The organism is Streptococcus lishijunsis (assembly GCF_047290665.1).
In the GTDB taxonomy this organism is placed as follows: domain Bacteria; phylum Bacillota; class Bacilli; order Lactobacillales; family Streptococcaceae; genus Streptococcus.
This window is the reverse complement of record NZ_JBLBUC010000017.1, coordinates 21,356-35,906: the sequence shown is the minus strand read 5'-3', so window position 1 is coordinate 35,906 and position 14,551 is coordinate 21,356. Positions and strand designations below refer to the sequence as shown.

The window sequence follows — 14,551 nt, the reverse complement described above, 5'->3', positions numbered from 1 at the left end:
CTGAGATTGACTCGGATACTGATTCAGAAATCGATTCAGATACGGACTCGCTCACGGACTCTGAAATTGACTCGGATACTGATTCGCTCAAGGATTCTGAAATAGATTCAGACACTGACTCGCTCACAGATTCTGAAATTAACTCGGATACTGATTCGCTCAAGGATTCACTGAGACTTGTTGAGATAAATTCAGATAATGACGTGGACTCTGAAAGGCTTTGTGATGCTGACTCTGAGCTACTTACGGATTGTGAAACGCTCGTTGAGGTACTTGCTGATTGAGACGTTGACGCACTCTCAGATGAAGATACTGATGCTGAGTTTGACGCAGACTCTGAGCTAGTATCTGACTCTGATGGCAACGAATCTTCCTTGATACCAGACACCACATAACCACTGATAGCTGTTCCTGCTTCGTTTGCTACGATATAGGGTGATGAGACATCATTATAGCGTCCTACACGACGTACTGACCCATCTTCAAAGATTTGGTTGGTTCTTGAGGTTGACCCTATCAAGGTAATCTTCAAGGATGACAAGTCCTCTGTTGAGCCTGACCAAGTCGTTGTAAAAGTGATGGTGTGGCTAGTAACCCCTCTTGTCGTAGAGGATGACACGTACTGTGTTCCACTGCGTGATGAGTTAGTTATAGCTGTTGCTGAGCTACCATCAATCAAGACATTAGTGGGGTTACCAAGCCTTGAATCATTAGCCGTATTGATATAAAGCCCCGTGTAAAGATTACCATTGGTCCACGTTGTCGTTGTCAAAACTTCACTGGCATTATAGACAACTGTCCAAGAAATGGTCCCTGTCGCCGAATCATAAACAGCAGTAACACTCTTAATCAACTGATGTAAGTCACTACTGCTCCCAGATGACCAATAATAAGCGGTCGCATTCAAATCTGAGGAGGTAAAAGTCGTCTGTGTACCGCTTGTTGACGAACGAAAAGCGCTAAAGACACTACCACCCTCAATTGTCGCGGGGTCTTTTAGGTAGCGTGTGAGTTGGTTGGCACGTCTTAAGACATCATCTACTTGACTCTGACTGATTGCACTTGAGGTCAAGAGGTTGTCCATCAGACTAACCAACTGCTTAGCCTCAAGTTGCAATACTTCATAACCCACACGCTCTACTTGGGTCATCTTAGAAGTGTCGTAAGAGCTTGAGCCGCTCAAGGCTTGACTCAAGGCATCCTTAGCTTGCTCTAGGCTTTCTTGACGCGCCTTATCATCGCTCTCACTCTCACTCATGGAAAGTGACTCACTACCACTCACCTCTGAGCTGGATAAACTGTCTGAATGACTACTACTCTTCTTGTCCGACTGGCTATCAGACGTCGACTCACTCAGAGATTCAGAAAATGATTGAGAGCTTGACTCAGATAGAGACTGAGAGCTGCTTTCTGAGCTAGATAGACTGTCTGACTCGCTGATAGACTCAGATACGGACTCACTCACTGATTCTGACAAAGACTCGCTCACTGACAAGCTCAACGATTGGGATAAGGAAGTCTGGTCTTCTGACACTTGGCTCTCTGATACGACCGCGCTCGTATCTGTCGTAGAAGCTACCTCTACGTTAGTAGTAGCCGTTTCTAGCGATGTAGCGTCGCTAGATGGCAAGACCACCTCATCAGTAGTCGCCAAGGTATCTGTCGCTTGCGTCTTTTCAAGAACAGGCGTCTCCTCAGCTAAGGCGACACCTGCTACTGTCCCACCTGCCAGAGCACTAAGCGCCGCTGCACTCTTTAGCAGGCTCTTAGACATAGACTGTCTCTCTAAACTCTCGCTCGCTTGACTAATAACAACCATCTCGCTAGAGTCTCCACCCTTAAACAAACGGGTTAGACCAATCTGAGACATCACCGTACGTACCCAATGCTTACCTGATTTATGCATTTTTACCCGTGATTTACGGGATGTTTCTTCATAATGATTAACTCGTTTCCCCTTCATCTAAACTATTTTCCTCCATTCTTAGAAATAGATGACAAACTCCTGATGCTTATAGATTATTCTCTGAAAAATATAAAAATAATCTATTATATCATATCAAACTTAATTGTACCTTGTCAATAGCAAAATAGGGCAACAAACACTTGAATAGGTCATAAAAGAACGCAAAAAAACACCGCAATCGGTGTTTTTTATCTATGTATCAGTAAGCTAAATCAAATGGTTATTCGCTAGTGACATCGACATCCCTAATCTAGCGACATCTCTTTTTTGACAACAAAACGCCTAGCCAATAACAAAAGGGCAATCCCTATGCTGACACCTGCATAAATCAAAAAGGCAGTGCTTTTGACAGGGCTAAAACGGCTAAAGAAGCTAAGGACAAACGACGAGGTCGCACCACCCAAGATACAGAAAACCAAAATCAAGGTCGTTGCCGAAGCGATTAAATTGGCTGGCAAGGCTTCAGACGTCTTACTAAAGGTTGCCGTCACAATAATGCTGTACGAAAAGTTGGCTAACATAGCGCCTAAAGTCAATAACCACAAGGTCGTCGCCATTCCCATAAGCATAAGACTAGCACCTAACAAAAAGAAAGAAAATGGCAGCAAATGCTCTTTTAAAACCTTATCCAAGTAAGAAAATAACAGACCTGAGATGATACCCACTAACATCATCAAGCTTAAAATAACACTCGCCTGACTAGCACTTCCTAGGTTATTATCCACAATCACGACAGGAATACGAAGACTATTGGCGCTATTAACATTGATAGCAAAGCCTGCAAGGATACTCAACCCAATAACAAGAGAGAGATGCTGCTTGCCTAATTTTCCCTTAACAACATCTTGAACGTCTTGTGCTTGACTTGTTTTTTCTTTTTTAGGGGCAAATAAGAGGTAAAAGAGCAAAATCAAAAGGGCAAACAGATAAACAGCAAAGGCTTTTGACCAGCCAAATGTCACCAAAAAGCCACAAATAGCTGTCAATAAGGCATTTCCCAGAATCTCAAAAGAACCTCTGATACCTAACATCTGCACACGCTCACTACCTCGGTAATTTTCACTAATAATACTAATGGCACGAGCATTGATAAAGCCCAGACCAAAGCCTAGCAGAATACGTGAGAAATAGACCAACCCATAGCTTTGAAACAAAAGGGGTAAGCTACCACCAAAGGCCACCAACAATAACCCTGTAATAATCATAACCTTCTCAGAAAGGTAGCGTGCCATCCAAGGAGCAATAAGCAGCATAACCAAAACCGCAAAAGACGAGAGAGAAAATAAAAACTCGACCTGACTGGCACTGATACCCTGACGTGCAAAATCACTAATCATCTGTGGAAGGGCAGCCGATGGGGATAAAGTGGACACTAAAATAAGCGATAGAGATAAAAGACTCAGTTTTTCTAATTGTTTTTTCATCAGACCTACTTCCTACTTGTTTTTTAGCATAATTAGAGTATAATCAAAGTTAGGCAATAAAAATAGGACATATGTCCTATTTTCCTAATAAAAGTGAGAGGAAAACGTTATCTGTGAGCCAGCTTACACCAGACTTGACTAGTTTAATCCCTAAACACTATCAAAAACACCTCAAAATCCTAGACATTCCTGCTGGAGAGAGGATCTGTCAGCAAGGAGACAATCTCGAATATCTCACTTACATCCTCTCGGGTAAAGTGACCATTATGCGCCAGCTCTTTAATGGTCGTGAGCATATCCTAGACACTAGAGAAGGGTATTGTCTCATCGGTGATATCGAATTTCTCACCAAGCAAAAAATCCTCGCCTCAGTTATTGCCCTTGAGGAGTGTCGTATAGCTCAACTTCCCCTCTTAAAATTATCTGAGACACTGCTTGAGGATGCCTCTTTCTTGCGTAGCATCAGCCAAGGGCTCGCTCAAACCCTCTACAATCAAAACATCAGAGCGGCTACCAACATCATCTACAGCCTCAAAGAGCGCTTAGCCAGCCACATCTTAGAAGTTCATGAAAATGGGGTCTTTCGTCTCGAAATATCACGACTTGCTGACTCTTTTGGTGTCAGCTACCGCCACCTGAGCCGTGTCCTTAAGCAACTAGTCTTAGATGGGGTTTTAGACAAGCAAAAACCCTACTATACCATCAAAGATTATGCTGCTTTAGAAAAGCTCAAAATCACCAATTAACCCTACTTTATAAACCTATCATTTTATGTTATAGTAAAAGAGCATAGTTACTATGAGTTTACCTATTTTAGTAAAGGAGACATCATGTCTAAACAAGAAAAATTGATAAAAGCCAGTCATTTGATTGATATGAACGATATTGTCCGTGAAGGCAACCAAACCTTACGTACAGTTGCTAAAGAGGTTGATTTGCCTTTATCTGATGCAGACATCATCCTTGGAGAAAAGATGATGCAATTTTTAAAGAACTCACAAGACCCTGTCACTGCTGAAAAAATGGGGCTACGTGGTGGGGTCGGACTTGCAGCACCTCAGCTTGATATTTCAAAACGCATCATCGCTGTCTTAGTCCCAAACCCTGAGGATGCTGATGGTAATCCACCGACAAAACCTTATAGTCTTGAAGCTATCATGTACAATCCTAAAATTGTAGCACATTCAGTTCAAGAAGCTGCTCTAGCAGAAGGGGAAGGCTGTTTATCTGTTGACCGTGAAGTCCCTGGTTACGTTGTCCGTCATGCACGTATTACCGTTGAGTATCACGACAAAAATGGTGATAAACAACGCATCAAACTGCGTGGTTATAATGCCATTGTCGTCCAACATGAAATCGACCACATCAACGGTATCATGTTCTATGACCGTATCAATGAACAAAAACCATTTGCCATCAAAGAAGGCATGATTATCATCGAATAATCAAAAGCTCTTGGAAAATCCAAGAGCTTTTTAATTAGGACCACGGATTGTAAAAACGCCCATGATTGACAAACATCAGTCCAAAACTTAGTACTAATATGGCAAAACTAACTATAATCACCACGTAGTCCGCCTTTTGCATGGGCTGCGCCCGATACCATGTGCGTTTGGGTAATTTTCCAAAGCGCCGTAATTCCATGGCTGTTGAGACGGTATCAATACGCTCTAAAGAGCTAAAAATGAGAGGTGTGACAATCCGCAAATTCCCCTTGATACGCTCACTTAATCTCCCTTTAGCAGACAACTCCAAACCACGCGCCTGTTGGGAACGCTTGATCATCTGAAATTCTTCTTGTACATCAGGAATGTAGCGAAGGGTCAGACTAACAGCATAAGCGATTTTATAAGAGACACCTAGGCGATTGAGACTGGCTGCAAACTGACTAGGATGCGTTGTCAGCAAAAATAGCAGAGCTAAGGGAGTCGTACAGAGATATTTTAACATCAAGTTAAGGAGATAAAACAACTCTTGACTAGTTAGATTGTACCAACCAACCCCCTTAATCAGAACACTCTCATGGCCATAGATCTCCACACCATATTGGGGCGCAAAAAGATACACCATAACCACATTTAACAAAGCAAAAATAGCAACTAAGCTAACCACAAACGAAATCTGATGCCATTTGATATGAGAGGCATAAAGCATCATACTAGAGAAAAGCCCTACAAAAAGAAGCAAGCGTGTATCATAGCTAATCATACAAGCTACTGAAATCAAAACAAAAGCTAAAAGTTTACTTGCGCCAGACAAATGATGATAAAAACTAGTCCCTTTTTGATAGCCAATCATTGCATTAGCCATGCTTTTCCTCCTTTTGCTTTATATAATAATCCGTCAGACTCGCTGGGCTTATAGCCATTTTTTCGGCTAAGGCATAAAGACTGGTCTTTTTCAGATAAGCTTTGTCCAGCACCTCTTCATTAGCAAATAAATCGTTGGGACGACACTCCTCAATCAACTGACCATCTGTAATCACTAAGGTTCTATCAGCATATTCCAACATCAGCTGCATATCGTGCGTAATCATGATAATGGTGTGCCCTTTATGACTCAGCTCATCTAAAAAATGCATCATCTCCTCATAATGGCGCTGATCTTGACCAGCTGTTGGCTCATCTAAAAGGATAATGTCAACTCCAAGGACAAGAATAGAGGCGATACTGACACGTTTTTTTTGCCCAAAAGAAAGAGCAGAAATAGGCCAGTGGCGAAAAGCATAAAGACCGCAGATACGAAGGGTCTCATAGACCTTCTCTTTAATTTCTGTTTCAGCTAATCCACGTAAACGCAAGCCCAAAGCTACTTCATCAAAAATCATAGTCTGGCTAATCATTTGATTGGGATTTTGTAGGACATAGCCGATACGGTCGGCTCTTTCTTTGATAGAGTCATCACTGATGTCACGACCCAAAAAAGATACCTTCCCAGACGGCTTAACAAATTGGCACAGCGCTTTAGCCAGTGTAGATTTCCCAGCTCCATTTTTCCCAACGATAGCCACTTTTTCACCACGATAAAGGTCAAAAGAGATGCCTTTTAAAACAGGGTGTTGCTCATCATAAGCAAACTTGAGATTCTCAACACTCAAAATCGTATCGCTAGTTTTTGGCTCACTCTTTTCGCTTGTATCATCAAAGGAAAGCTCCGAAACATCTAGTGAAGCCAAATCCGCTAGATGTTCTGTTTTGTCTAGCGGATACCCTAAAGCGCGTAAGGCGGTGACATAAAGTGGCTCACGAATACCACAGGTCATCAGCAAATCTGTCTTTAGCAAATCATCTGGACGCCCATCAAAGACAATACGCCCATCATCTAGTAAAATAATCTGATCTACCGAGCGATATAAGACATCCTCAAGACGATGCTCAATGATAATCGTAGTCGCATTTTCCTCCTTATGCAGACGATCAATCAAATCAATAGCATCCTGACCTGTTTTAGGGTCAAGGTTTGCCAAAGGTTCGTCAAAGAGAAGAATAGGACTCTCATCAACCAATACCCCTGCTAAGCTCACACGCTGCTTTTGACCACCGGACAAATCTTGAGGACGCGATTCTAAAAGAGCGCTCAGATCAAGTCGCTTTCCCCAATCCGCCACCTTATCTCTCATCCTTTCTTGAGGGGTGGCGTCATTTTCCAAGGCAAAAGCAATATCTTCTGCAACACTTAGTCCGATAAACTGCCCATCTGGGTCTTGAAGTACCGTTGAGACTAAGAGAGACTTATCATAGATAGACTGCTTAAAGGCATCCTGACCATCAATACTAAATGTCCCTTGGCTCTGTCCTTTATAGCTATTTGGAATGAGGCCATTGATAATGTGACCTAGGGTTGATTTTCCTGAGCCTGATGGCCCTAAAATAAGTACCTTATCTCCTTTTTGGATAGAGAGATTGATGTCTTTTAAGGTCGGCTCTGATTGACTTTGATATTGGAAGCTGAAATCCTTCCACTCCAATAATGCACTCACAAATGACTTCCTTCTTTACCTTAATCTTTTTTTAGACTACCAGCCTTGGTTCTGCTTTTAGCATAAAGCGCTAGCAAAAGGCTACCTCCAATAGCCACCGTCAGACTATTGACAAGAGCTGATAAAAAGCCTTGAGCATAGACTTTATTGGCCGCTTCGCTATAGATAGCAATGTCACCCATAGGGACAATCACAGCCCAGCCGATGATATTAGCCACTAGCTGTGTGACATTAAACCACACATAATCTTTGGTGGTCAAATAACCTTTTTCAATATCGATTTTCTTTGACAAAAGCCCCATAACAAGCCCAAACAAAGCACTCACGATAATCCAAGTCCACCAAGGATTACCAGATTGCAAAGCATCTTTTAAGCTATGTCCGATAAGCCCTGTAAAAAAGCCGACACTTGGCCCATAGATAATGGCAAACAGCGCTAGCAAGGCATATTGCAATTGAATATTGGTATTAGGTACTGGCGTTGGGATATTGATAAGCATACCAATAATGACAAATAAGGCAGAGCCGATACCGATAGCGACAACTTTTTTGATAGATTGATTTTGCATAAAAACTCCTATTGCTCAAGACGACGAATGACGATACGCCAGTTCGAGCCGACACCTACATTGTAGGCTTTCGCAAACGACCCTTGATTGATAGCGATACCGACACGATAGAGGGAATTGATATAAATAATGGGCTGTCCGATACGTACATCAGCAAAAGACTTCCCATAAGTCACTTGGTTTTGATAGACAAGCATATCATTATTGTAGATAGTCACCTCAAAACGTTGACCAAATTCTGGATTGAGACGGTAAAAGTCCTCTCTAGAAATGGATGTCCATAAAGAACCAAAACGCACATCCAAAATATCAATAGCACCGATAACAGCATCTTCTTCAAGCACTGTCTCAACAACTGGTAACTCCACAATATGCTCGACTGATAATTCTGGACCTACCTCCTCAAAGCTGATATGACCGCTTGCTAGCTTGGCACCTGTGTAAGCATACACATCACGCCCATGAAAGGTATAAGAGTGCTCCGTATTTTGACGACGATTCTCAACCTCAGAAATCTCACGGACCGCTTTGATGCCAACATGTTGCTTGATATAAGAAAGCGTCCCATTGTCTGGTGTCACAATAAATTGATTGGTCTTAGTCAAAGCGACAACACTCTTACGCTTTGAGCCAACGCCAGGATCAACAACTGAGACAAATGTCGTCCCTTCTGGCCAATACTCAATGGTCTGAAACAAACGGTAAGACGCCTCAAAAATATGATAAGGTGTAATATCATGAGTCAAGTGATGAATATCCAGATCACGTGCTTCTTGAAGGGCGACGCCTATCATCGCTGAAACAGCTCCATCAACCAAACCAAAATCAGACTGCAAGACCAACAAGTGATTACTCATAAGAACTCCTCTCCTTGATAAAGATATCATGATATTCTATTGTAACATAAGTTTCGTACTTTGGGCAGTTCTTAAAAACTAGAGCTAGTTATAGTTTTAAAAAAGACACTCACTCTATCCTAGTCGCCTCTCAACAGTAAAAAGCCTAGGGTCGTTGCCCTAGACTTTCAAGGATTATTTAAATACTTTGACACGTTCTTTGACATCGATGACTTCCTTTGATGCCGCTGGTGCTTCAATCGCACCAAAATTCAATTGACCACGTAGTTTCCAGTGAGCTGGTACATCGTAGCGTGCCATCACCGCTTCATCAATGACAGGATTGTAGTGCTGCAAGTTAGCACCAAGTCCTAAATCATGAGAAAGAACTGTCCAGGTATTGACACTAGCGATACCTGTTGATTGCTCAGACCAAACAGGGAAATTCTCTGCATAAAGCGGGAATTGCTCTTGGAGTCCTTTGACCACATCTTGGTCTTCAAAGAAAAGCACCACTCCCTTACTCTTAGCAAACCCTGCTAACTTAGCTTTAGTAGCTTCTTTTGCCTCCTCAGGAGCACCACTAGCATCCATAGTCTTTAGTAATTCATCGGCTACAAGCCCATTCCAAAAAGCTTCAACCTCATCGTTTAACAAAATGACGATACGAGAACTTTGGCTATTAAAAGCTGAAGGAGATTGCGTTACAGCCTCACTGATCGTATCGACCAAGACCTCATCTGCAACGTCCACTTTAGAGCTAAGCGCATAGATAGAACGACGATTTTGTAATGCTTTAATCACTGACATATTTTATTTCTCCACTTCTTATTTATTACTATGTAGTAATTATATAAGAGTTTTGATAAATAGTAAAGGATTTTGCTTACTCATTGCGAAATTTTTTCAACAACTCAATTAAGCGCTCTTGCTCTTCTACTGTCAGCACATCAAAAGCCTCTTCGACTAGGGCAATGTGAGCTGGAAGAGCTTTTTCAATCAAGTCCTCACCTTCTTTAGTCAAGCTAATGGTGAACGCTCTAGCATCACTGGGACAGGTCACGCGTGTCACCCAGCCTTTTTTTTCCATATTTTTAATGACCAAGGTCATATTACCAGATGTCGCCAAAATCGTATCAATCAACTGACCAATGGTCATAGGTCCTTTGGCATATAGCACATCCAACACCCCAAATTGGGTTGAGGTTAGACCGTACTCCCTAAAAGACTCTGATGTTTTGGCATCAATCGTTCTAAATGCTTTTCGCATGACTACCATTGCTTTAACAGCACTATTTTTAAAATCTGCCATCTAGCCTCCTTAAAAGAAATCATCAAACAGGCTTAGCTGATTATCCTCAGGTAAGCCACCCAGAATACCCATGTCATCCATTTTATCAACCAAAGTCGTCGATAAGCCACCACGCTTACGCAGCTCCATTTTAGAGAGAAATTCCCCTTCTTCACGCGCCTTGACCAACTGTTTAGCCACATTTTCACCAAGGCCGTCCATAGCCACAAACGGTGGAATCAAGGTATCTCCATCAATGAGGAAATCCGTCGCATGACTACGGTACAAATCAAGCTTACCAAACTTAAAGCCACGCTCAAGCATCTCATTGACCAACTCTAAGGTGGTAAAAAGATTTTCTTCGACGTTGCTAGCTTGATTGTTGCGCTTCTTCTCACGAATGTCTTCCATCCGTCGCTTGACTGCTTCTAAACCAGCACTCATCGTTGCCAACTCAAAAGCTTTAGCTCGAATAGAAAAATAAGCACAATAGTAATAAATCGGATAATGCACCTTGAAATAAGCCACACGAAGTGCCATCATGACATAAGCAGCCGCATGGGCTTTGGGGAACATGTATTTGATTTTGCCACAAGACTCGATGTACCAGTCTGGCACATGATTATCACGCATGGCCTTGATATAGCCGTCACGCTCTTCGTCTGAAATCTTAAGCCATAACCCCTTACGCACGCGCTCCATAATTGTAAATGCCATCTTAGGCTCTAGCCCTGCATGCATCAGGTAAACCATGATATCATCTCGACAACCGATAACAGTTGATAGCGTTGCAATCCCCTCTTTAATCAAATCTTGAGCATTACCAAGCCATACATCTGTCCCGTGCGAGAGACCAGATAGCTGCAAGAGCTCTGCAAAAGTCGTCGGATGCGTTTCATTGACCATGCCGCGAACAAAATTGGTCCCAAACTCTGGAATACCTAACATACCAGTGGGTGTCCCTATCTGCTCCTCTGTAACCCCCAAGACATCCACACCTGAAAACAGTCGCATCACATCAGGGTCATCTGCAGGAATCGTCTCAGGAGCTATACCTGATAAATCCTGCAACTTACGAATCATGGTCGGATCATCATGACCTAATATATCCAGTTTTAAAACATTTTCGTCAATATCATGGAAGTTAAAGTGAGTGGTCTGCCACTCAGCTGACAAATCCTCAGCAGGATATTGAACTGGGGTAAAATCATAGACATCCATATAATTAGGAATAACAACGATACCACCTGGATGCTGACCAGTCGTGCGTTTGACCCCTGCTGATCCCATAGCTAAGCGAGCCACCTCGGCTTCTGGGTAAAACTTACCATAGTCACGCTCATAACCCTTGACAAAGCCATACGCTGTCTTATCTGCCACAGTACCCACCGTACCAGCCCGAAAAGCATACTCCTCACCAAAAATATCACGAACATCCAAGTGAGCACTCGGCTGATCATCTCCTGAGAAATTCAAATCAATATCTGGTACCTTATCCCCATCAAAACCTAAGAAGGTCTCAAAAGGAATATCCTGACCGTCTTTATTATAGAGCGTATCGCATTCTGGACAATGCTTACTTGGCAAATCAAAGCCTGAGCCGACAGAGCCATCGGTGATAAACTCTGAATGTTGACACTTAGGGCAGACGTAGTGAGGAGGCATTGGATTTACCTCTGTAATACCTATCATGGTAGCGACAAAGCTAGAGCCGACAGAGCCACGAGAGCCGACAAGATAGCCACGCTCATTGGAGCGTTGCACCAACATTTGCGAGGCTAAGTAAATCACCGCAAAGCCATTTCCCAAAATAGAGGCCAACTCTTTTTCAATCCTCAAATCAATAATATCAGGCAAAGGATTGCCATAAATCTCAAAGGCACGCTTGTAGGTCATCTCCGCCACTTGCTCCTCAGCTCGTGGGATAAAGGGCGTATAGAGGTCTTTTTTGACCACCTCGACATCCTCAAAACGCTCAGCAAAAGCTTGTGTATTGGTCACTACAAGCTCATAAGCTAACGCTTCTCCCAAAAAGCTAAAGTCATCAAGCATTTCATTGGTCGTCCTAAAGTGGGCTTTGGGTAAGGGGGCTGGCTTAGCATTTTCACCACGACCAATATTGCGGTTAATCATAGCACCTTGCCCTAAGCTACGCACGATAATCTCTCTATAAATCTCATCTTCAGGCTCCAGATAGTGGACATTACCCGTCGCCAAAGCTGGCTTTCCAGAACGCTTTGCCACTTCGATAAGGTCATAGATAACCTTATGAATCCCTTCTTCATCTTTGATAAGCTCACGAGCCACCAAGGGTTGATAAATAGCAGGTGGCATAATCTCAATCATATCATAATATTTAGCCACCTCAACAGCAGCATCTACCCCTTGTGAGAGCACCGTATCAAAGACTTCTCCTTCTGAGCAGGCGCTACCTAATAACAATCCTTCTCGATACTCATCAAGAACTGGCCGTGGAATTCGCGCTACGCCTTCAAAGTAAGTCACGTTTGAGAGACTGACCAGCTTAAAGAGATTTTTTAAGCCTGTCTGATTTTGCACATAAATGGTCGCATGCTTGACACGCGCTTTTTTGTAAGAATCTTTGGCAACCAACTCACTATTGAGCTGAGAGAGGTTGGTAATATGACGATTTTCTCTAGCTTCTTTTAAGAAAATAAAGAGTAGGCGTCCTGTCGCCTCAGCATCATAATTGGCCATATGATGATGCTCAAGAGACACTTGAAAACGCTTGGTCAATGGTCCTAAACCGTGTCGCTTATACTCAGGATAGAGATTTCTAGCAAATTCTAACGTATCAATGACAGGTTGAGTGATTGTTGCTAGATGATTTCTCTCATAATTAGCATTCATAAAACCAACGTCAAAAGTAGCATTATGAGCGACTAGGATGGTGTCTTTGCAAAAGTCTTGAAACTCTTTTAGGACCTGCAGCAAAGGCTTTGAGCCTTTGACATGATTGTCTGTGATACCAGTAAGCTCCGTCGTAAAGCGAGACAAAGGGTAGCCTGGATCGATAAATTCATCAAATTGCTCAATGATATTGCCTTTAAACATCTTAGAGGCTGCAATCTGGATAAGGTCATTATTGACCGCAGAAAGCCCTGTCGTCTCAACGTCAAAGACAACATAAGTCGCCTCATGTAAGTCCTGATCAACCACATTATAAGCAATCGGTACCATAGCTTCGACGATATTGGCCTCTAAGCCAAAAATGGCTTTGATACCTGCTTTTTTTGCCTTGTGATAACCATGTGGAAAAGACTGGACATTTGCATGGTCCGTAATAGCAATAGCGCTATGGCCCCACTTAGCTGCCGTATCAATCAAATCCTCGACAGTCGCTAAAGCATCCATGGTGGACATATTGGTATGAGCATGAAATTCAACACGCTTTTGCCCTTCGGGCATAAGGTCTTTACGCTCGTGATGTACAATCTCCTTGACATCTTGAACATTCATCGTGAGTGATTTTGTCCACTGATTATGCTCGATATTACCTCTCACACGAAGCCATGACCCTTTTTTGATCATGTCGTACTTTTTGAGATCATCATCGTCCTTAGCCCAACGTTGTAACATAAAAGAGGAGGTGTAGTCTGTCATCTTAAAGCTAATAATGTGACGACCTGTCCTTGTCGCTCGACGCTCGACATCAAAAACCATCCCTTCAAACACAATCCGATTCTCCTCAGTGGTCACCTCAATCATGGGGGTTATCACTGCCTTATCAAAGCTAGCTTTTTGTTGCTTAGAGCGTGCGGCATAATCATAAGTTTCTTTAGGACTCTCAGCTTCTTCAGGAGGCATACTTGTCTCCAGCGATTTTGGGGCCTCAAGAGCCTTGGTCGCTTCTTTACTTGCCTGCTCCAATAATTTTTCACGGTTGTCATCATAAGAAGCTTTTAGCAACTGCGTCTGCTCTTCATCAGACACCATCTCAAAGTCCAATTCCCCAAAACCAAAAAGGGCAAATTGACGCTTGAGGTTAGGTAAGTGGTTATCTCTAAAATGCGTATTATTAACAAAATCAGGGCAGTGAATCAAGACTTTTTGACCATCATAGCTAATAGAGAGATTTGAAAACGAACTCTTAAAGCTACCGCTGTTACACAAAGGATGTTCAAAAGCTTCTTTGTAATAATCAGACAAGAGCTCATCAGATAGATAAATGGCTTTTGCCTTAATATCAAAGCTCACCTTGATATCAATCTGCTCAAATGTCCTTATTAAATGTTCATGAAGCTGCTGATACAGATGAACAGGCAAAATCTCATCAAAGGTAAAATGAAACTCCCACAAACGTGACTGGGCGTGTACTTTTACTTCTAAAATATCTCCAGATGATAAAGCACTTGATTCTCTCACATCAAGTGGCATCTCTATCTGCTCCATCAGCTTTCCAAATAAGTCTGACATGCCTTTCTCCTTTTCTTGTTAAATAGCGTATAGTCTTTACTATTTTATC

At 42.5% G+C, this 14,551-nt stretch carries 11 protein-coding genes; 2 read left to right on the top strand and 9 right to left on the bottom strand.

The genetic code is table 11. The annotated features are described in order from the left end of the window. Window positions 1–1,963 (bottom strand): accessory Sec-dependent serine-rich glycoprotein adhesin (locus ACLN19_RS07150; RefSeq protein WP_413384789.1); only part of this gene is annotated, 1,963 nt, incomplete at its 3' end. A 248-nt stretch (window positions 1,964–2,211) separates the two neighbouring features. Further along, window positions 2,212–3,390, bottom strand: coding sequence for an MFS transporter (locus tag ACLN19_RS07145; RefSeq protein ID WP_413384787.1), 1,179 nt, complete (start codon window positions 3,388–3,390; stop codon window positions 2,212–2,214). A 113-nt stretch (window positions 3,391–3,503) separates the two neighbouring features. Here ACLN19_RS07145 and ACLN19_RS07140 point away from each other — a divergent pair, with 113 nt between their 5' ends. Beyond that, window positions 3,504–4,136: a cyclic nucleotide-binding domain-containing protein gene (locus ACLN19_RS07140; RefSeq protein WP_413384784.1), complete on the top strand. Its 633-nt coding sequence runs from the start codon at window positions 3,504–3,506 to the stop codon at window positions 4,134–4,136. A gap of 84 nt (window positions 4,137–4,220) precedes the next feature. Further along, a complete protein-coding gene (def, locus tag ACLN19_RS07135; RefSeq protein WP_413384782.1) occupies window positions 4,221–4,835 on the top strand; it encodes a peptide deformylase in 615 nt (204 codons plus the stop codon). Between the two features lie 34 nt (window positions 4,836–4,869). Here def and ACLN19_RS07130 read toward each other — a convergent pair whose 3' ends face one another. The 7 genes from ACLN19_RS07130 to ACLN19_RS07100 all read right to left on the bottom strand — a co-directional run bounded on the left by ACLN19_RS07130 (window position 4,870) and on the right by ACLN19_RS07100 (window position 14,502). After that, the gene (locus ACLN19_RS07130; protein ID WP_413384780.1) at window positions 4,870–5,700 is read right to left on the bottom strand and encodes an energy-coupling factor transporter transmembrane component T family protein; all 831 of its coding nucleotides are present in this window, start codon (window positions 5,698–5,700) and stop codon (window positions 4,870–4,872) included. After that, window positions 5,693–7,369: an ABC transporter ATP-binding protein gene (locus ACLN19_RS07125; RefSeq protein WP_413384777.1), complete on the bottom strand. Its 1,677-nt coding sequence runs from the start codon at window positions 7,367–7,369 to the stop codon at window positions 5,693–5,695. Before ACLN19_RS07125 ends, ACLN19_RS07130 begins: the two co-directional genes overlap by 8 nt. Before the next feature lie 20 nt (window positions 7,370–7,389). Next, window positions 7,390–7,938: an ECF-type riboflavin transporter substrate-binding protein gene (locus ACLN19_RS07120; RefSeq protein ID WP_413384775.1), complete on the bottom strand. Its 549-nt coding sequence runs from the start codon at window positions 7,936–7,938 to the stop codon at window positions 7,390–7,392. A gap of 8 nt (window positions 7,939–7,946) precedes the next feature. Beyond that, window positions 7,947–8,795 (bottom strand): SAM hydrolase/SAM-dependent halogenase family protein, encoded by an 849-nt coding sequence (locus ACLN19_RS07115; RefSeq protein WP_413384773.1) that lies wholly within the window; start codon window positions 8,793–8,795, stop codon window positions 7,947–7,949. A gap of 174 nt (window positions 8,796–8,969) precedes the next feature. Next, the gene (locus tag ACLN19_RS07110; RefSeq protein ID WP_413384771.1) at window positions 8,970–9,584 is read right to left on the bottom strand and encodes a nitroreductase family protein; all 615 of its coding nucleotides are present in this window, start codon (window positions 9,582–9,584) and stop codon (window positions 8,970–8,972) included. 76 nt (window positions 9,585–9,660) lie between these two features. Then, a complete protein-coding gene (locus ACLN19_RS07105) occupies window positions 9,661–10,086 on the bottom strand; it encodes a MarR family winged helix-turn-helix transcriptional regulator (protein ID WP_413384769.1) in 426 nt (141 codons plus the stop codon). A gap of 9 nt (window positions 10,087–10,095) precedes the next feature. Next, window positions 10,096–14,502, bottom strand: a complete 4,407-nt coding sequence (locus ACLN19_RS07100; protein WP_413384767.1) for a PolC-type DNA polymerase III — start codon at window positions 14,500–14,502, stop codon at window positions 10,096–10,098. Window positions 14,503–14,551: the final 49 nt, after the last annotated feature.